Annotated in this window: 18 protein-coding genes; 12 read left to right on the top strand and 6 right to left on the bottom strand. The window is 67.3% G+C overall.

The features are described 5' to 3' along the window. Positions 1–22: 22 nt before the first annotated feature. Positions 23–730: a phosphoribosyltransferase gene (locus tag AC1DQR_RS13765; RefSeq protein WP_416051272.1), complete on the bottom strand. Its 708-nt coding sequence runs from the start codon at positions 728–730 to the stop codon at positions 23–25. Between the two features lie 408 nt (positions 731–1,138). On the opposite strand from AC1DQR_RS13765, the gene AC1DQR_RS13760 reads away from it, so the two are divergent. Beyond that, positions 1,139–1,321 carry a hypothetical protein gene (locus tag AC1DQR_RS13760; protein ID WP_043352698.1) on the top strand — a complete coding sequence of 61 codons (183 nt, stop codon included), beginning with the start codon at positions 1,139–1,141 and terminating at the stop codon, positions 1,319–1,321. A 98-nt stretch (positions 1,322–1,419) separates the two neighbouring features. Here the strand turns inward: AC1DQR_RS13760 and AC1DQR_RS13755 are convergent, their stop codons facing one another. The 3 genes from AC1DQR_RS13755 to AC1DQR_RS13745 all read right to left on the bottom strand — a co-directional run bounded on the left by AC1DQR_RS13755 (position 1,420) and on the right by AC1DQR_RS13745 (position 5,729). Next, complete coding sequence (locus tag AC1DQR_RS13755) at positions 1,420–1,596, bottom strand: CsbD family protein (RefSeq protein WP_253928550.1); 177 nt, start codon at positions 1,594–1,596, stop codon at positions 1,420–1,422. A 435-nt stretch (positions 1,597–2,031) separates the two neighbouring features. Continuing rightward, the gene (locus AC1DQR_RS13750) at positions 2,032–3,678 is read right to left on the bottom strand and encodes an EAL domain-containing protein (RefSeq protein ID WP_477133155.1); all 1,647 of its coding nucleotides are present in this window, start codon (positions 3,676–3,678) and stop codon (positions 2,032–2,034) included. Then, positions 3,675–5,729 (bottom strand): ATP-binding protein, encoded by a 2,055-nt coding sequence (locus AC1DQR_RS13745; RefSeq protein WP_416051274.1) that lies wholly within the window; start codon positions 5,727–5,729, stop codon positions 3,675–3,677. Before AC1DQR_RS13745 ends, AC1DQR_RS13750 begins: the two co-directional genes overlap by 4 nt. 384 nt (positions 5,730–6,113) lie before the next feature. Here AC1DQR_RS13745 and AC1DQR_RS13740 point away from each other — a divergent pair, with 384 nt between their 5' ends. Together AC1DQR_RS13740 and AC1DQR_RS13735 are read left to right on the top strand one after the other, a co-directional pair. Further along, positions 6,114–6,719 carry a response regulator gene (locus AC1DQR_RS13740; RefSeq protein WP_416051275.1) on the top strand — a complete coding sequence of 202 codons (606 nt, stop codon included), beginning with the start codon at positions 6,114–6,116 and terminating at the stop codon, positions 6,717–6,719. 156 nt (positions 6,720–6,875) lie between these two features. Next, the gene (locus AC1DQR_RS13735; RefSeq protein ID WP_416051276.1) at positions 6,876–7,319 is read left to right on the top strand and encodes a nucleoside deaminase; all 444 of its coding nucleotides are present in this window, start codon (positions 6,876–6,878) and stop codon (positions 7,317–7,319) included. Between the two features lie 199 nt (positions 7,320–7,518). Here the strand turns inward: AC1DQR_RS13735 and cynS are convergent, their stop codons facing one another. Both cynS and AC1DQR_RS13725 read right to left on the bottom strand, forming a co-directional pair. Further along, a complete protein-coding gene (gene cynS / locus AC1DQR_RS13730) occupies positions 7,519–7,962 on the bottom strand; it encodes a cyanase (RefSeq protein ID WP_416051277.1) in 444 nt (147 codons plus the stop codon). Between the two features lie 84 nt (positions 7,963–8,046). After that, entirely contained in the window at positions 8,047–8,172 is a 126-nt protein-coding gene (locus AC1DQR_RS13725; protein ID WP_416051278.1) for a hypothetical protein, read from the bottom strand. Positions 8,173–8,626: 454 nt separating this feature from the next. Between AC1DQR_RS13725 and AC1DQR_RS13720 the strand changes: the two genes are divergently transcribed. The 9 genes from AC1DQR_RS13720 (at position 8,627) to gmd (ending at position 17,298) form a co-directional block, all read left to right on the top strand. Beyond that, on the top strand, positions 8,627–8,818 hold the full coding sequence (locus AC1DQR_RS13720; RefSeq protein ID WP_416051279.1) for a DUF4089 domain-containing protein: 192 nt from the start codon (positions 8,627–8,629) through the stop codon (positions 8,816–8,818). Beyond that, entirely contained in the window at positions 8,815–10,227 is a 1,413-nt protein-coding gene (locus tag AC1DQR_RS13715) for an AtzE family amidohydrolase (protein ID WP_416051280.1), read from the top strand. Before AC1DQR_RS13720 ends, AC1DQR_RS13715 begins: the two co-directional genes overlap by 4 nt. After that, positions 10,185–10,931: a GntR family transcriptional regulator gene (locus tag AC1DQR_RS13710; RefSeq protein ID WP_416051281.1), complete on the top strand. Its 747-nt coding sequence runs from the start codon at positions 10,185–10,187 to the stop codon at positions 10,929–10,931. Before AC1DQR_RS13715 ends, AC1DQR_RS13710 begins: the two co-directional genes overlap by 43 nt. Before the next feature lie 86 nt (positions 10,932–11,017). After that, positions 11,018–12,010 (top strand): ABC transporter substrate-binding protein, encoded by a 993-nt coding sequence (locus tag AC1DQR_RS13705; RefSeq protein ID WP_416051282.1) that lies wholly within the window; start codon positions 11,018–11,020, stop codon positions 12,008–12,010. A 1-nt stretch (position 12,011) separates the two neighbouring features. Then, positions 12,012–12,776, top strand: a complete 765-nt coding sequence (locus tag AC1DQR_RS13700) for an ABC transporter permease (protein WP_416051283.1) — start codon at positions 12,012–12,014, stop codon at positions 12,774–12,776. Further along, positions 12,773–13,606: an ABC transporter ATP-binding protein gene (locus AC1DQR_RS13695; RefSeq protein ID WP_416051284.1), complete on the top strand. Its 834-nt coding sequence runs from the start codon at positions 12,773–12,775 to the stop codon at positions 13,604–13,606. The genes AC1DQR_RS13700 and AC1DQR_RS13695 overlap by 4 nt, the downstream gene beginning before the upstream one ends. 499 nt (positions 13,607–14,105) lie before the next feature. Further along, positions 14,106–14,438, top strand: coding sequence for a hypothetical protein (locus AC1DQR_RS13690; RefSeq protein ID WP_416051285.1), 333 nt, complete (start codon positions 14,106–14,108; stop codon positions 14,436–14,438). Between the two features lie 228 nt (positions 14,439–14,666). Further along, on the top strand, positions 14,667–16,091 hold the full coding sequence (locus tag AC1DQR_RS13685; RefSeq protein ID WP_416051286.1) for a mannose-1-phosphate guanylyltransferase/mannose-6-phosphate isomerase: 1,425 nt from the start codon (positions 14,667–14,669) through the stop codon (positions 16,089–16,091). Continuing rightward, a complete protein-coding gene (gmd, locus tag AC1DQR_RS13680) occupies positions 16,078–17,298 on the top strand; it encodes a GDP-mannose 4,6-dehydratase (protein WP_416051287.1) in 1,221 nt (406 codons plus the stop codon). Before AC1DQR_RS13685 ends, gmd begins: the two co-directional genes overlap by 14 nt. The last annotated feature ends 3 nt before the right edge of the window (positions 17,299–17,301 follow it).

Here is a 17,301-nt window from a genome sequence, read left to right as displayed (position 1 = left end):
CGCGCAGGCGCGCAGCGCAACCTCAAGCCGGGCGCCCGCAGGCACACTGGCGCAGCAAGGCCATCACTTCCTCATCGGTGGTCTGCCTGAAATCCAGGTAGAACGCGCCCACGGCGCCAAAGCTGGCTGGCACGTTCAGGCAGATCACCTCGTCCGCCGACGCGCGCAAGCTGGCCTCGCCCTCGATGGAGGCAACCGGCACGGCCGCCACCACCCGCCTTGCCTGCGCCCGGCGCACGCCTTCCAGCGCGGCGCGCATGGTGGCACCGGTTGCCACGCCGTCGTCCACCACGATCACGGTGCGCCCGGCCATCGCCGGCACGGACGCTCCCCCGCGATAGCGCTGCTGCCGGCGCCCGATCTCGTCAAGCTGGCGGCCGCGCTCGGCATCGAACGCACCGCTGTCACGTGCGCGGCGCGTCCAGGGATCGTCGTTCGCCACAGTCAGCGGCGCACTACCGGCGGCGTCGCCCTCCACGACCGCGCCCAGCGCGAGCTCCGGATAGCCGGGAGCGCCAATCTTGCGGACCAGCAGGATATCGAGCCGTCCATCGAGGATCCGCGCCACCTCAAAGGCAACCGGCACACCGCCGCGCGGCAGCGCCAGCACCAGTGGCGCCTCGCCAGCCGCGGCGGCGCCAAAGCCGCGTTCCGCCAGGTGCCGTCCAAGAAAGATCCCGGCTTCGCGGCGATCGGCAAAGCACGGCGGCAATGGCGGGAAGCGGGACATGGCTGGCTCCTGCAGTGGGTCGGTCGGGCCGGGGCAGGCCAGTGCCGCAGCGGTGCTAGCACGCGCTCACGGCAGCGAGGCAGCGCGGCATGCGCGCGCACTAGCCAAATATAGACCGATAAGGCTGGCGAATCGAGGTGGGGAAAAGGAATCCGGAAAGGAATGCGGGATGGGACGGCTAAGGCACCGTGCATGCCCGATCCCCGCGCCACGTGCTGGCGGCGCCTCGGCCAGCGCGCAATTGGACGCGATTGCGCAACAGTGTATTTTGCCAGGGCCGGATTATCTTTCCGGCGCGTTTAGCTAACATGGCCCGTACCGATGGCAGCCACACGGATCGCCATTTCACCAGCGCCAGCTACGAGGCATAACCCCGTGGCACGCCAGTCAGACTCAGCGAGAACGCACATGAGCACGCATCACAAATCCACGCACGACACCCAGCGCAAAGACCGGGCGGTCACTGACGCCAGCGGCCTCGGCCTCGATATCCCATACGGCTCGCTCGACGCAGCGGCACTCGCCGAGCTGCCGTATACGTTTCGTCCCGTCGGCACCGCCACTCGCTTCTACAACGAGTGCTTCAGCTGAGCCGCTGAATGCAGCAACGCCGCCGGTGCCCTTGGGTCGCGTGCCCCGGGGCACCGGCGGCGTTTTCCATTGCGCCATTGCGACATTACGCTCACGCGTTAGCGGGTACGCTTGGCGTCTTCCTTGGCGTCACCATAGGCGGCCTGCGTCTTGCCGGCGATCTGCTCCGCCTTGCCCTTGATCTCGGTGCTGGCGCTGCCGGTCACCTTCCCGGCAACTTCCTTCACCTTGCCCTTGGCTTCCTCGATACGGCCCTTCACTTGATCCTTGTTCATGGTCAGCTCCAGTTTTAGCGACGGTACAGGAATGAATCGCCCTCCGGCGGCGGGCCAGCAATCTCGCCGTGCCCGCGCCGTGCCCACATGCATGGACAGGAGGGCGCCAAGATCAGCTTAGGCAGTCGCGGCGGCTTTGCGTGTCAGGTGGCGGCTGTAAGCCCTGTAGGACGAATGCCCACGCGAATGCGCACGCGTCCGGGATTGACGCGCGAATGAGGCACGGCCGTCTGGGGAGACAGGGAAAACAACCGGGAAGTCAAAAGAGCGCCTCGCGTAGGAACACGAGGCGCTGGCCGGCAAGAAGAATCCAGCAGGGAGGCGCATAGCCCGACGGGGAAAGTAAGGCTACACGCGGATTCTATATCATTTTTATCAGTTAAAAACAGGGAGAATGTTTCATATTTGCGCATATACCGGTCCGGCGAAACACGATCAGACGCACTCCGGCACACCCAGGCTGCCGCCAGGCAACGCAGCCGGCACGCCGCGCTCGAGATGCGCGGGCAGCCACTCGCATAGCCCGGCCCGCGTCAGCGGGCGCGCGAAGTAATAGCCCTGCCCCAGGCGCACGCCTTTGCCCGCCAGCCACGCGCGCTGCGCCTCGCATTCGATGCCTTCGGCCACCACAGCCAGATCCAGGGCATGAGCAAAGTTGATGGTGACGTCGACAATCTGGCCGCTCACCTTGTCGCCAGGATCGGCCTGCACAAAGATGCGATCGAGCTTGAGGAAGTCCACCTCGAACTGCTTGAAGTAGGCCAGCCCGCAGTAGCCGGTGCCGAAATCGTCCACCGCCAGCTTGATGCCGCGCGCCTTGGCGCGCTGGATCGCATTGCGCTGGTGCTCCACCAGCGAGACAGCATCGCGCTCCGTGATTTCCAGCACCGGGGTCACGTTGGCCCGCAGCAGTGCGAATAGCGGCGAGTCTTCAGCCCAGAAGCCCGCGTCGTCAAAGTGCTCGCTGGTGACGTTGAAGGCGAGATGGAACGCCGGCGGCAACGCCAGCGGCTCGAGATCGCGCAGCACGCGGGGGATCAGGTGCAGCGTCAGCGCGACCGCCAGATGCTGTTGCTCGATGGCCGGGATGAAATGCTCCGGCTCGAGCAAGCCGCGCCGCGGGTGCGCCCAGCGTGCCAACACTTCCACCCCCGTGCACAGCCCGCTTTCCAGATCGACCACCGGTTGGTAGTAAGGCACGAACTCGCCGTTGCGCAGCCCGCGCCGCAGCTCCGCGGCAAAGGAGCGGCGCGCCGCCCGGCGCGATTGCAGCCCCAGCACCACCAGCGCGGCGATGCCCGCGGCCAGCGGTGGCAGCACCATGTACTTGAGGCTCTCATGCAGCACCAGGCTGTGCGGCGCGCTCGCGAAGACGGTGATCGGGTGTCCCGTCAGTGGCCGGATATCGACAATGCCATGCGCGCCCTGCCCGGCGTCATCACGCCGCACCAGGGCTGGGGCACCGGCATGCTCGCCCGCGCCGCCCAATTCGCCGCCAACGCCGCCGTTGAGCATGAAGCGTGTGCCCGCCACCTCGATCTCGATACCGGGAAACCCCAGCTTGCCCGCCGACTGCACCATGTCGGCCAGATAACGCCCCTCCACCCAGACAAGTACGCCGCTGCCCGGGGCGGTGCCCAAGAACACGGCAAGCGCCATGCTGCCGCCGCGAGGGGGTTTGGCAAGGAGGTACTGCAACCCGGGCTGCCAGTTCAGTAGTTCGCCCAGGGGAGTCGCGATCTCGCCGCGCACCGCCGAGCAATAGCGCATGCCGCGCGCCACCAGCACCACATCGCGGATATAGGCGGTGTAGGCACCTTGCTCCTGCAACTGGCGCGCCACGCCGCGGCAGGGCGCTCCCACCAGCGCGCGGTCCTGGTAGGCAATGTCAAGCGTGTCGGCCAGCGCGAGTTCCAGATTGTCACGCACCGCCGACGACATACGCTCCACGCGCTCGCGCGCATCGTGCGCGGCCAGCATCGCGACCAGCCATAGCGCCAGGCCGGTGGCAAGCAAGGCCGCCAGCAAGGCGGGTCGCCGCGCCCCCGCGCGGCTCGCGTCTCCCCGCAGCCAGCGCTTCATGTTGCCGCCGGCAGGCTGAGGGTGACGACGGTGCCCTTGCCGATCTCACTGGCAAGCGTGATCTGCCCCTGATGCACCGCCACGATCTCGCGCACGATCGCCAGGCCTAGGCCGTTCCCCGTTGCATTGCCCTGCCGGTTGGCCCGGTAAAAATTGTCGAACGCCATGCCCGCTTCTTCCTTCGTCATGCCGATACCCCGATCCTCCACCCTGACCGAGACCTTTTCCTGCTCTAGCGGCAGCGGCTCGACCGTGACGGTAACTTCGTCTTTCCCGTCAGAATACTTCAGCGCATTTTCTATCAGGTTGCGTACTGCCTGTGTCAATTGCGCGCGGTCCGCCAAAACGTGCAGCGGCACGCCGGCATCGATCACGCGCACCCTGCCCGCTTCGGCGAACTCGCCCGCCACCGTCTCGCGCACGAGCGTGGCCACCTCCACGCGTTCACGCTCGAGCATGCCGCTGCTGCGGGCTTCGATGCGGGCCAGGTCGAGCAGGTCGGACAACAGCGCATTGATCTGGCCGGCACGGGCGTGGATGGCATGATAAATGCCGCTGCGCCGCTCCACCGGCACGACACCGGCACTCAACAGTTCGGCATAGCCGGCAATGCCCGCCACGGGCGCCTTGAGCTCATGCGCGGCCGCGGAGACAAAATGGGATTTCATGCGGTCATGGCGCAGTTGCGTCGTCACGTCGCGCAGCACCAGCACCAGGCCGCCGCCGCTGGCCGCATGCACGATGCGCACCTCGTAGGCGGGCGACACCGCCATGTCGAACTCGACGATGCCGGCGAACTCCCCGGCCGGCTCGGCCCGGTCCAGCTCCGCCAGGAGCTGCTCGGCGCGGCAGGCCTGCCGCGCCGCACGCCGGCCGCGGTAAAGCCAATGGACAAACTCGCGCTGCGTGGCGCCGCGCAGCCGCGACAACGGCACGCCCAGCAGCTCGCATAGCGCGGTATTGGTCTCGTCGATCACACGGTCGCGGCCAAACACCGCCACGCCATCGGGCATGGCCAGAAACAGCCCGCGCAAATGCTGCTTCTTCTCGGCCAGGATATCGCGCACCACGGTCTCGCGGTCGGCCAGCGCGGCGAGCTGGCCGACCGCGATGAACTGCCTGACCTGGAAGAACATCACCAGCACGGTGACCACGCCGGCGATCGCGATCCCCGCGCGCAAGCGGTCGTGATAGCTGGCAAGGGCCGCATCACTGCTGATGCCGGCGAGCACCGCGAGATTGCGCCCGGGAAGGCGCTGGATGGCGTAGATGCGGCGGGCGCCATCCAACCCGCCGACTGCCGTGATGAGGCTGTCCTGCATGCCGGCCAGCGCCCCGCGCAATGCGGAGCCGGGCAACAGCACCTGGCCCGGCTGGCAGCTTTCCTGGCTCCAGCGCGCGCGCACCACGAAGTCGTCGGTGCCGGCCAGCAGCACGGTGCCGGAGTCCCCCAGGCCCGCCTTGGCGTAGACCTGCGACAGGTAGCCGGGGTCGAGCGACACCACCACCACGCCCGCGAAGCGGCCATCCTTGGCGCCCACGATGCCTCGGGACAATGGCATGGACCAGTGGCCGCTGACACGCCCGACAAAGGGCATGCCGACATACAGCGACGGCAGCGCACGGCTCTCGTGCACGCGGAAATACTGGCGATCGCTCAGGTCCACCGACTCGAAGCCCGCGCTGGTGGATGCGCGCAGCCTGCCGGCGCGGTCGAGCACGGATACCTCGAGAAAGGGGGCGACGGCAAGGTAGCCGCCACGCTTCCAATGCGCCAGCGGCAGCGCGGGCCCGCGCTCCGCCACGGCGCCACCAACGAGCGACGCGATCTGGTCGGCCTCGGCCAGCGTACGCTCGGCATGTTCGCCGAGCAGCCCAGCCACGCGGGCCAGGCCGGCATGCACGTGCCGCAGTTCGGCCGCACGGTCCCATAGCCCCAAGCCCGCGAGCGCGCACCAGATGCAGACCACGATGACAATGCCTGACCAGAACGGGTGTCTCGCGAAGCGATGCGCGCCTGGCAATGCCTGTCGGTAGATTTCCAGCCTCATGGGAAAGCTACCAAAAAACGAATATATTGTTCATCACAGCCGTGAATCGCAGCCTTCGATACTAGTCCGCGCGTGCGTGCGCCCCGCGCACCCCCCCGGGTGCCGCTGCCTGAAGGCAGCCTGCTTGCGGCAAAACTTCACAGTATGATCTATTCGGCTGCGCCAGTCCGCTCGCACTGGCCCATCGCCCCGGGATATCCGGCGTAGCCGGCCAGGCGCATCGCGAAGCGTTAACTTCAACGGTTCAGCGAAGCTTTATCATAATTGCGTGTTTTCCTGGCATTAAGTTGCGCTTAGGCAGCTTTCCGAAGAATAATGAAAAACAATACGATACGTAACGCCGCAGCCTCGCCCGGCGCGCGTTGCGTCAGTTGAAGAGGCCATATGACCGATCTGCGCTTTTATTCCACCAGGACCGCTGCCGAGATGCTGGGCGTCTCCCTGCGCACGGTCCAGCTCTGGGTCGAAAATGGCCGGCTGCCCGCGTGGAAAACCGATGGCGGACATCGCAGGATCCCGGCCGATTCGGTCGACCGCATGGTGGCCGACCAGCGCAGCCAGACCGCCGCGCCCACGACGGCGGCAGCCGCTCCGGCGGGAAGGGCATTTCGCGTACTGCTGGTGGAGGACGACGAGCACCTGCTGCAGATTTACCGCATGGCGCTGGAAACCCTCAGCCCGTCGGTCGAAATACTCGAGGCCACGAACGGATACGACGGGCTGCTGCTCATTGGCAGCAGCAAACCCGACCTTGTCCTCCTGGATCTGATCATGCCTGGCATCGATGGCTTCCGCCTGTGCAGGACCATCGACGCGCAGCAAGAGTTTGCCGCCACACGCATCGTCGTGGTGACTTCGCTGGACAAGCATGCCATTGCGGACCGCGGCGGCATTCCCGGGCATATCCGTGTCTTTTCCAAGCCAATCCCGATGTCCGTGCTGCAGTCGCTGGTAGTGACCTTGCAGGTCGGCCCTGGCACGCCAGCCTAGGATCTGGGCAGGCGCAATGGCGGGATTCAGCGTCGCCATTGTATATCATTTTTTTCAAATACCCTGGCGCGAAAAGTTTCATATTTACGCGCACCGCGTGCGGTAAAGGGCTGTCTGCTTCTGCTCTAGCCACACTCCCTCTTCCGGAGATCCCCCATGTCTATCCATGAACAACACCTGCGGGAAGCTGTACGCCTGGCACACGCCAATCGCGCGCGCGGCGGCCGCCCCTTTGGCGCGGTGCTCACGCTCGATGGCGAACAGGTGGCGACTGGCGTCAATGACATCGTGCACAGCTTCGATCCCACCACGCACGCGGAGATGCAGGCCATCCGCGCCGCGTGCCGCAAGCTCGGCCGGCCGAGCCTCAAGGGTGCCGTGGTGTACGCCAGCGGCCATCCGTGCCCGATGTGCCTGGCCGCGTTGATCATGACCGGCGTGCAGGCGGTGTACTACGCCTTCGACAATGCCGACGCCGCACCCTACGGGCTTTCGAGCGAGGCCGCCTACCAGGCGCTGCGCCTGCCGCTGCATCCGCCGCCGCTGCCGCTCACGCGCCTGCCGGCAGGGATGACAGCAGCGCAACTGTATGGGGCATAGCGCGAAATCCATGCGCAAAAGCGGGCCGCAAATACAAAGCGTACCCGTTTCTGCGTGATCAACAGAAGCCGTTCCGTACCCGTTTCTGCGTGATTTCCAGCAGGCCGGAACAGGGGGCGTACCCGTTTCTGCGTGGCGCAAAGCACCTGAGTGCCTGGGTACCAGCCCCGGTCAGTAGGTTTTGGTCAGTAGGTTTTGGTCAGTAGGTTTTGTAGGGCAGGAACTTGCCCGACATCTCGATCTTCACGCGATCGCCATTCGGATCGGCCTCGCGCTGCAGGTCCATGCGGAAATCGATCGCGCTCATGATGCCGTCGCCAAACTCTTCGTGGATCAGCGCCTTGAAGGTCGTCCCGTAGATGCTGACCAGTTCATAGAAGCGGTAGATCAGCGGATCGGTCGGCACGGGAGTTGGCAGCGAGCCCTTGTAAGGCACGGTGCGCAGCCACGGCTCGGCCTCCGGCGGCAAGCCGAAGATCTCCATCACGGCCTGCGCGCCGGACGCCTCGAACGCCATCTGGCCCAGGCACGCGGCGGTCGTCCACTCCTTGCTCTTGCCGACCTTCTCGGCCACATCGGACCACCGGATGCCTTTGGTGACCTTGGCCTCGATGATCAGGTCGGTGATATCGCTGCGATTCATTTGCGCTCCTATGGATTCTGGATTGGTTGGGGGGGACTTTTGGGGACGGATGCGGCGACGGGACGGCACTAGCGCCGGACGATGTCAGGGAAGCCCGTCCAGCCGCGCGCAAGCCGCGGTGCGCGCGTTGTCGTATCGCGCCAGCGCGGCAAAGGACGTAGCACCCGGCACGAGGCCCTGCAGCGCCAACACGACAAGAAGGATCGGCATCGCACCTCCGCAGGTTCATGCGCACTAGATGGTGACGCGTCCGGCACGCCTCAGGCACACATCAGGCAATGTCGCCGCGTACCAGTGTGGATCGGTGCGCGCATCACCAGAATGACCACGCGCGCGCCCCCGTGGCAAAGCGCTCCGCGCAAGGTTCATGCCACTGCACTGGGCACCGGACGCTTCGCCAGATGGTCCATGCAAGCGCAGGTGCTGCACACGGGCGCACCAAGGCCAACGCGGCGCACGCACTGCCGCGGTGAATCGCGCCGCGCATGCGCACCGGTCATTGCACCCTCGCCCCCAAGCGGTGCAACGCGGCGTGTGGAATCCTGCCGCACGCCGTGCATCGCGTCGCGCCGCACGTGGCACAGCCATTGCTTGCATACAAGATCGCATACATGCAGGGCACAACGGCCGCAGCCTGAGACCCGCGAATTCCCGGAGAAACGCCATGACCCAACTTTGCGACGAGACGCTGGCGCACTACGCCCGCAGCGCGCTCAAGCTGCACGGGCTGGAGCTGCCCAAGGAGGCCGAGGCGCGCGTGATTGAACAATTCCTGCGCGTGGCCGCGGTAGCGGCGCCCATGCTGACGCACCCGCTGGATGCGCACGACGAGCCGGCTCCGGTGTACCGGCCATGAACGCGCGCGATCCCGTGTTCGAATCCGCGCTGGCGATCCGCAGCGACATCGACACCGGCGCGCGCAGCGCGCTGGATGTGGCCACCGCCACGCTCGCGCGCATCGAGGCCTGCGACCCGCTGCTGCACGCCTTCACCGCCGTGACGCGCGAGCGCGCGCTGGGCGAGGCGCGCCGCGTCGATGCGCTGCGCGCCCAGGGCGCGCGGCTGCCGCCGCTGGCGGGCGTGCCCTATGCGGTGAAGAACCTGTTCGACGTGGCGGACCTCACCACGCTGGCGGGCTCTCGCGTGCTGGCCGGCGCCGCACCGGCCCGGCGCGACGCGGTGCTGGTTTCGCGCATGCGCGAGGCGGGCGCGGTGCTGGTGGGCGCGCTCAACATGGACGAGTTCGCCTATGGCTTCACCACGGAGAACGCGCATCGGGGCACCTGCCGCAATCCGCACGACCTGGCCCGGGTGGCGGGCGGCTCCTCCGGCGGCAGCGCGGCGGCGGTGGCCGCGGGCCTGGTCCCGCTGTCGCTCGGCTCGGACACCAATGGCTCGATCCGCGTGCCGGCGGCACTCACCGGCATCTTCGGGCTCAAGCCCACCTATGGGCGGCTGTCCCGCCGCGGCAGCTATCCGTTCGTGCACAGCCTGGACCACGTCGGCCCCTTCGCGCGCTCGGTGGCGGACCTCGCGGCGGCCTACGATATGCTGCAGTTCGCCGACACCCGGGATCCGGCCTGTGCGCGCCGCCCGCTCGAAGCGGTCAGCGGGCAGGCGCCGATACGCGTGCGCGCGGCACGCCTGGGCGGCTACTTCGATGACATGGCCGGAGCCGATGCACGCGCCGCCGCGCAGCGCGTGGCCGATGCGCTTGAAGCCACGGGCGTGATCCATCTGCCGGGCGCGGCTGCCGCGCGCTCGGCCGCCTTCGTCATCACCGGCACCGAGGGCGGGCACCTGCACCGCGAGCATCTGCGGCACCAGTACGCGCAGATGGAGCCGCTCTCGCGCGACCGCCTGGCCGCCGGACTGGTGCTGCCGGCCGCGTGGTATGTGCGCGCACAGCAAGTGCGCGCGGCCTTTCGCCAGGAACTGCTCGACGCCTTCACGCGCACTGAGCTGCTGATCGCCCCGGCCACGCCGGTGGCGGCGCCGCTGGCCGGACAGGAGAGCATCGAGATCAACGGGCAGGTGCTGCCAGCGCGCGCCAGCCTGGGCCTGCTGACCCAGCCCATCTCGTGCATCGGCCTGCCGGTGCTCACGGTGCCGCTGGCCGGCCCCGACGGCCTGCCGCTAGGCGTGCAACTGATCGCGCCGCCGTGGCGCGAGGACCTGGCCTTTGCCGCCGCCCAGGCGCTGGAGGCCGTGGGCGTGGCGGCATGCCCGAGGCCATCCGCATTGCTCGCGCGGGCCGCGGCATGAGCGGCGCCGAAGTCCGTGTGGTCTCGCGCGCCGAAGCGGTCTACGCGCAGCTGCGCGACGACATCTTCGAGTTCCGGATGCTTCCCGGCGACCGCTTCACCGAAGGCGAGATCGCCCAGCGCCTGGGCGTGTCGCGCACGCCGGTGCGCGAGGCGCTGCTGCGGCTGCAATCCGATGCGCTGGTGCAGGTGTATTTCCGCAGCGGCTGGGAGGTGGTGCCACTGGATTTCACACGTTTCGACGAGCTCTACGAGCTACGCAAGCTGATCGAGGTCAACGCCGTGCGCATGCTGTGCACGCACGCCACGCCCACGGTGGATCACGGCGCGCTGGCCCAGCTTGCGCAGTTCTGGCAGGTGCCGCAGGACGCGCGCCTGGACGACGGCCGCCTGGTGGCGCAGCACGATGAGGCCTTTCACGCGGCACTGGTAGCGGCGGCGGGCAATCGCGAAATCGCCAGCGTGCACCGGCAGGTGACCGAACGCATCCGCATCATCCGCCGGCTCGATTTCACCTACGCCGCGCGCGTGAGCGCCACCTACGACGAGCACGCCGCCATCCTGCGCGAGATCCAGCGCCAGCGCGCGGAGCAGGCCGTGCTGCTGCTGTCCAGCCATATTGAAGAAAGCCGCGCCGAAGTGCGCAAGATCACGCTGCACCGCTTGCAGACGATACGCACCGACGGCGCGCGCGCACGCGCCTGACATGCCCCGAGATAGCACCGCATAGGCGCGGCGCTCCCCGGCGTCTGCGGATTTTGTCCCTCCACTCCTTTCGTCGCGAGATCACCATGACCGATTCACGCTTCAACCCGCGCCGCCGCCTCGCCCTGCGCCAGGGCCTTGCCGCCGGCACGATGCTGGCCGCGCCTGCCATCGTGCACGCGCAGACGCCGAAGATCCGCCTGGGCTTCTGGCCGATCGCCGGCGGCATCCCGCTGTACGCGGGCATCGAGACGGGGCTGTTCAAGCGGGCCGGCCTGGAGGTGGAGGCCGTGAAGTTCGCCAGCGCGCAGCAGGTGGTGGAAGCCATGATCGCCGGGCGCATCGAGGGCTCGGCCAACGGCACGGCTTCCGCGGCGCTGGGCCTGGGCGAGATCACCTCGCCCGGCCTGTGCAAGATCTTTGCCGCCAACCCGTCCAACGCCACACTGCTGCTCGATGAAATCCTGGTGGCCAAGGACAGCCCCTTCAAGACCCTGGCCGATCTCAAGGGCAAGCGCATCGGCTGCGGCCCCGGTATCCAGAACGTAACGCTGGCCAAGGTGATCTTCGAGAAGAACGGCTACACCGACGTCAAACCCGTCGAGTTGCCGGTAGGCCAGCACGTGGCCGCACTCGCCGCGGGCCAGCTCGACGCGGTCTACACGCTGGAACCCACCGGCACCGTGGGCCGCCTCAACGGCACCTGCCGCGCGCTGGAGTACGGCGTGATCTCGCGCTACGTGCTGGGCAACGCCAGCCTGCCGTGGTTTGGCGGCTCGGCTTCGCTGACCTCAGCCTTCCTCTCGTCCAGCCCCGAGTTGTCGAAACGCTTTATCGCCGCCTACGGCCAGGCCATCGACATGGTGCGCAAGGACCCCGTCAAGGTGCGCCCCTTCCTGAAGGGCTACACCAGCATCGACGACCAGTTGGCCAGGGAGGTGCCGCTGCCCGGCTTCACGCTCTACAACGAGTTCAAGCCGGCCGATATCGAGGCCTTCCAGAAATTCTTCGACGTCTTCCACGACCGCAAGCTGTTTGCCCGCCGGGTGCCGGTGGCGGACATGCTCTACCGGGGCTGACATGCGTGCATCCAACCTGGCGCCGCGGCTGCTGCCGCTGATCGGCCCACTGGCGCTGCTGGCGCTGTGGCAGGCAGCGGTGTCGGCCAAATGGGTCAACCCGGTGCTGCTGCCATCGCCTGCGGCAACGCTCGGGGTACTGTTCACAAGCATTGCCGACGGGTCCATCAACGCGGACCTGCTGGCCACCGTGTCGCGCACCTTCTACGCCTTTGCGATCGCCGCGGTGATCGGCGTGCCACTGGGCGTGGCGCTGGGCAGCTCGGTTCCGGCCTATCGCAGCGTCGAGTTCCTGATCGACTTCTTCCGCTCCACGCCGTCATCCGCGCTGATCCCGCTGTTCATGCTGCTGTTCGGCCTGTCGGATGCGAACAAGATCGCTATTGCCGCCTTCGCGGCGGTGCTGCTGATCCTGTTCAACAGTGCGTATGGCGTGATGAACGCCAGGAAGACGCGCGTGCTGGCGGTGCAGGCCATGGGCGTATCGAAGTGGCACGTGTTCAAGGACGTGCTGCTGATGGAGAGCCTGCCGCAGACCTTTGTCGGGCTGCGCACCGGCGTGTCGATGTCGCTGGTGATCGTGATCGTGGCGGAGATGTTCATCGGCTCGGACACGGGCCTTGGCCACCGCATCATCGATGCGCAGCAGGTCTTCAATATCCGCGGCATGTATGCCGCCATCCTGGTCACCGGCGCGCTTGGCTACGTGCTCAACCTGGCCTTCTTCATGCTGGAGAAGCGCTTTGTCCACTGGAGCGGCAAATGAGAGTCCTGCAATCGGGGGCCGGCGTGGCCGACGCGCCGCCGCCATCGGCGCTGGTGGCCGCACCGGCCGGGCGCGAAGTCCATGTCACCATCCGCGGCCTGTCCAAGGCCTTCGGCGGCGTGCCGCTGTACCAGCATCTCGACCTGGACCTGCCGCGTGGCAAGATCGTCTCGATCTTCGGGCCCAACGGCTGCGGCAAGTCGACGCTGATCAACATGGTGGCGGGCCTGTTGCCGTTCGACCGGGGCGAGGTGCTGTTCGATGGCAAGACGCTGCGCCAGACCGTGATCGGCTACGTCTTCCAGAACTACCGGGACGCCCTGCTGCCGTGGATCTCCGCGCGCGACAACGTGGCCTACCCGCTGCGCCGCAAAGGCATGCCGGAGGCACAGGCCAGGGCGCGCACCGAGGAACTGCTGCGCACCTTCGACGTGCGCTTCGACGTCAACCGCTTTCCCTATGAGCTCTCGGGCGGACAGCAGCAGCTGATCTGCATCATGCGTGCGCTGGCGCCGCGGCCCGAGGTGCTGTTCCTCGACGAACCCTTTTCTGCGTTGGATTTCGAGACTACCCTGTTCATTCGCGACAAGCTCCAGGAGGTACAGCTGGCGGAGGGCACCACCATGGTGATCGTCTCGCACGACCTGGAAGACGCGGTTTTCCTGGCTGACCGCATCCTGCTGCTGACGCGCCGGCCCACGCGCGTGGCCGAGGCGATCGACTTCGACATGCCGCGCCCGCGCGATGCGCAGGCGGTGGCCGATCCGCGCTTCATCGCCACCCGCGCGCATGCGCTGGCGGTGTTCCAGCGCGAGGTGCGGGCCCGCTGAGACGCGCGCAAACGGGCCGCTGCGGGGGCAAATCTTTGCGAGAGTTATTTCCGATGTAACGCCACATTACGGGACCGGCCACGGTCCCATTTTCTTTTCGAGGCTGCGGCCGGCCCCGCGCCCCCCCCCGCGCGCCCAATGCCGGCAAGGCCTGGCGGGTGACGTGCAGGGGCCCGGAAAGCCTCGCCAAAGGTGAAGCCGAGGCCCCTGAAAGTGTGATTGCGCCTTACAAGTGCAAGCACACCGGCGCGGGCCCGATGGCTACAGTGAGGCCATGTTCAACGCGAAGCCAGTCACGGAGTCCCCAACATGAAACGCGCCATTGCCCTGGTTGTCCTGCTCTGCTCCGCAGCGTCCCTGCTGTCTGCCTGCATCGTGGTGCCCCCGCGTGGCGGCCCGCCGCCGTACCGTTACCACGACCGCTATTGAGCGGCTGCAGGTAACACGCAAGCGCCGCCCCCGAAAACCAATGCATCGCTCGCCCCCCTGGAGTTGAACCATGAAACGCCAACTGCTGCTCGCCCTCACTACCCTTGCCGCCGGCGCCGCGCTTGGCCTGATCTCGCCGGCCCAGGCCCAGGCCTATCCCCCGGGCTACCACGGCAGCCCGCACGTGCGCCCCGCGCCGCCCCCGCCGCGCTATGAACCGCGCCCGCCAGGCCGCCCTGGCCAGGCATGGGTGCCGGGGCACTGGAACGCCAACGGCGGCAGCTATGCCTGGCGCGGCGGCTACTGGCAGCGCGAACGCCCGGGTCACCGCTATGTGCCCGAGCGCTGGGTGCAAAGCCCGCGCGGCGGCTGGGTGATGCGGCCCGGCTACTGGACCCGCTAAGCCAATCCTTCCCGGCCATCTAGCCACATACGCCGTCTCCGCCTTACGCGCAGACGGCGTCTTTTTTTGTGCTTGCATAGCGCACCCGGCACGCCGCGCCAGCGCGCCATCGAGTGTGTGCTAGCCAACAGTCCCCCTCGCGGCCCGGCATTACAGTCACCTCACTACCCGTCACCCGGCTCGCCGCGAACGCGAGCCAGGCTTCGTGCTGCGTGAAGGAGACATGCCATGGCAGACGACAAGCAGATCGTACCGGTCATCCTCTGTGGCGGCGCGGGCTCGCGGCTATGGCCATTGTCGCGCGACGGCTATCCCAAGCAGTTCCTGCGCCTGCTCGGACAGGACTCGCTGCTGCAGGACACCCTGTTGCGGGTGCGGGAGATTCCCGGTGCGCAAGCCCCGATCCTGGTCAGCAACGAAGCGCACCGTTTCGTGGTGGCCGAGCAAGCGCGGGAGGCAGGCTGCGCGGTGTCCGCCATCGTGCTTGAGCCGCATCCGCGCAATACCGCGCCCGCCGCGGCGGTGGCCGCGCTGCAAGCGTGCAGCGGCGGCGCGGACCCGGTGCTGCTGGTGCTGCCTTCCGATCACCTGATCCGCGACCGCGCCGCCTTCACCCAGACCGTGTGCCAGGCCAGCGCCGTGGCCGCAACCGGCGTGGTGGTGACGCTGGGCGTGGTGCCCACGTTTGCGGCCACCGGCTACGGCTATATCAAGGCGGTGCCCAGCAATACGGCCGACTTGCTGTCGGTCGCACGCTTCGTCGAGAAGCCCTCGCTGGAAATGGCCACCGGCTACTTGCAGGAAGGCAACTGCTTCTGGAACAGCGGCATCTTCCTGTTCCGCGCCTCCGTCTATCTCGCCGCGCTGGAGCGGTTCGCCCCCGACATCCTGCTGGCCGCGCAAGAAGCGATGGTGCGCGGTCACCGCGACCTGGACTTCTTCCGGCTCGACACCGACGCCTTCGCCGCCTGCCGCGCCGACTCGATCGACTACGCCGTGATGGAGCACCTGCGTGACGCGCAAATGGCGCCGCTGTCCGCCGACTGGAGCGACGTGGGCTCGTGGGATGCGGTCTGGAAGGCCGCCGAGAAGACCGCCGATGGCAACGTGGCCATCGGCGACGTGGTCACGCACCACGCCCAGGGCTGCCTCGTCCACGCGTCGCACCGGATGGTGGCGGTCGCCGGCCTGGACGACGTGATGGTGGTGGAAACGCCGGACGTGGTGCTGGTGGTCCACAAGGATCACTGCCAGGACGTGAAGCAACTGGTGGAAACGGTGCGCGCCCAGGGCCGCCCCGAGGCCACCCAGCATCGCAAGGTATACCGGCCCTGGGGCGCCTACGACGCCGTGGACCACGGCGCGCGCTACCAGGTCAAGCGCATCACGGTCAAACCTGGCGCCAAGCTCTCGCTGCAACTGCATCACCACCGTGCCGAGCACTGGGTGGTGGTTTCCGGCACGGCGCGCGTGCGCCGCGGAGACGTCGAGTACCTGCTGACCGAAGACCAGTCCACCTATATCCCGATCGGCGAGGCGCACAGCCTTGAAAACCCCGGCCGGATCCCGCTCGAACTGATCGAGATCCAGTCCGGCTCCTACCTTGGCGAAGACGACATCATCCGGATGGCAGATATCTATGGGCGCACATGACCTCGAACCCTTCGGCCGGCTCGCGGCCACCGAGCTGCAGCCCGAGTCCAGCGGCGACACGGGCAGCGGCGGGGCGCAACGCCCGCGCCGCGCGCTGATCACCGGCATCACCGGCCAGGACGGCGCCTACCTGTGTGAGCTGCTGATTGCCAAAGGCTACGAGGTGCACGGCATCAAGCGCCGCAGTTCGCTGTTCAACACCGAGCGCATCGACCACCTGTACCAGGATCCGCAAGCGCCCAGGCGCAGCCTGATCCTGCATCACGGCGACATGACCGACACCGCCAGCCTGGTGCGGGTGGTGCAGCAATCGCAACCTGACGAAATCTACAACCTGGCGGCGCAAAGCCACGTGCAGGTGTCGTTCGAGGAACCGGAATACACCGCCAACACGGACGCGCTGGGCACGCTGCGCCTGCTCGAGGCCGTGCGCATCCTTGGCCTGGAGAAGCAAACCCGCTTCTACCAGGCGTCCACATCCGAGCTGTTCGGCCTGGTGCAGGCAACACCGCAGAAGGAGACCACGCCGTTCTACCCGCGCAGCCCCTATGCAGCCGCCAAGTTGTACGCCTACTGGATCACGGTGAACTATCGCGAGGCCTACGGCATGTATGCCTGCAACGGCATCCTGTTCAACCATGAGAGCCCGGTGCGCGGCGAGACCTTTGTCACGCGCAAGATCACGCGGGCGATGGCGCGCATCGTGCTGGGGCTGCAGGACACGCTCTATCTCGGCAACCTGTCGGCCCTGCGCGACTGGGGCCACGCGCGCGACTACGTGGAAATGCAGTGGCTGATGCTGCAGCAGGACAAACCCGAGGACTATGTGATCGCCAGCGGCGAGCAGCACAGCGTACGCGAGTTCGTGCAGCTAGCCGCCCTGGAGCTCGGCATCACGGTGCGCTTCGAAGGCGAAGGCGCCGATGAGGTGGGCGTGGTGGCGCGCGTCGATGCCGCCACCTGCCCGGTGGCAGCGCGCTGCAAGGTGGGCGACACGATTGTGCGCGTGGACCCGCGCTACTTCCGCCCGACCGAAGTCGAGACATTGCTGGGCGACGCCAGCAAGGCGCGCGAACAGCTGGGCTGGTCGCCGCGCACGAGCTTCGGGGCCCTGGTGCGGGAAATGATGGAAGCGGACTTTGCCGCGGCGCGGCGCGATGCGTTCGTCAAGCTGGCTGGCTTCCGGGCCTATGACCATCATGAGTGAAGC

This window comes from Cupriavidus sp. 05L411 (assembly GCF_056398045.1).
Note: the sequence above shows the minus strand (reverse complement) of the source record. Positions and strands in the feature narration are given on the sequence as shown.

Bases quoted from the DNA above. Each gene is read 5' to 3' on its own strand.
- AC1DQR_RS13765 (WP_416051272.1), bottom strand. From the start codon at position 730: ATGTCCCGCTTCCCGCCATTGCCGCCGTGCTTTGCCGATCGCCGCGAA.
- AC1DQR_RS13760 (WP_043352698.1), top strand. From the start codon at position 1,139: ATGAGCACGCATCACAAATCCACGCACGACACCCAGCGCAAAGACCGG.
- AC1DQR_RS13755 (WP_253928550.1), bottom strand. From the start codon at position 1,596: ATGAACAAGGATCAAGTGAAGGGCCGTATCGAGGAAGCCAAGGGCAAG.
- AC1DQR_RS13750 (WP_477133155.1), bottom strand. From the start codon at position 3,678: ATGAAGCGCTGGCTGCGGGGAGACGCGAGCCGCGCGGGGGCGCGGCGA.
- AC1DQR_RS13745 (WP_416051274.1), bottom strand. From the start codon at position 5,729: ATGAGGCTGGAAATCTACCGACAGGCATTGCCAGGCGCGCATCGCTTC.
- AC1DQR_RS13740 (WP_416051275.1), top strand. From the start codon at position 6,114: ATGACCGATCTGCGCTTTTATTCCACCAGGACCGCTGCCGAGATGCTG.
- AC1DQR_RS13735 (WP_416051276.1), top strand. From the start codon at position 6,876: ATGTCTATCCATGAACAACACCTGCGGGAAGCTGTACGCCTGGCACAC.
- cynS (WP_416051277.1), bottom strand. From the start codon at position 7,962: ATGAATCGCAGCGATATCACCGACCTGATCATCGAGGCCAAGGTCACC.
- AC1DQR_RS13725 (WP_416051278.1), bottom strand. From the start codon at position 8,172: ATGCCGATCCTTCTTGTCGTGTTGGCGCTGCAGGGCCTCGTGCCGGGT.
- AC1DQR_RS13720 (WP_416051279.1), top strand. From the start codon at position 8,627: ATGACCCAACTTTGCGACGAGACGCTGGCGCACTACGCCCGCAGCGCG.
- AC1DQR_RS13715 (WP_416051280.1), top strand. From the start codon at position 8,815: ATGAACGCGCGCGATCCCGTGTTCGAATCCGCGCTGGCGATCCGCAGC.
- AC1DQR_RS13710 (WP_416051281.1), top strand. From the start codon at position 10,185: ATGCCCGAGGCCATCCGCATTGCTCGCGCGGGCCGCGGCATGAGCGGC.
- AC1DQR_RS13705 (WP_416051282.1), top strand. From the start codon at position 11,018: ATGACCGATTCACGCTTCAACCCGCGCCGCCGCCTCGCCCTGCGCCAG.
- AC1DQR_RS13700 (WP_416051283.1), top strand. From the start codon at position 12,012: ATGCGTGCATCCAACCTGGCGCCGCGGCTGCTGCCGCTGATCGGCCCA.
- AC1DQR_RS13695 (WP_416051284.1), top strand. From the start codon at position 12,773: ATGAGAGTCCTGCAATCGGGGGCCGGCGTGGCCGACGCGCCGCCGCCA.
- AC1DQR_RS13690 (WP_416051285.1), top strand. From the start codon at position 14,106: ATGAAACGCCAACTGCTGCTCGCCCTCACTACCCTTGCCGCCGGCGCC.
- AC1DQR_RS13685 (WP_416051286.1), top strand. From the start codon at position 14,667: ATGGCAGACGACAAGCAGATCGTACCGGTCATCCTCTGTGGCGGCGCG.
- gmd (WP_416051287.1), top strand. From the start codon at position 16,078: ATGGGCGCACATGACCTCGAACCCTTCGGCCGGCTCGCGGCCACCGAG.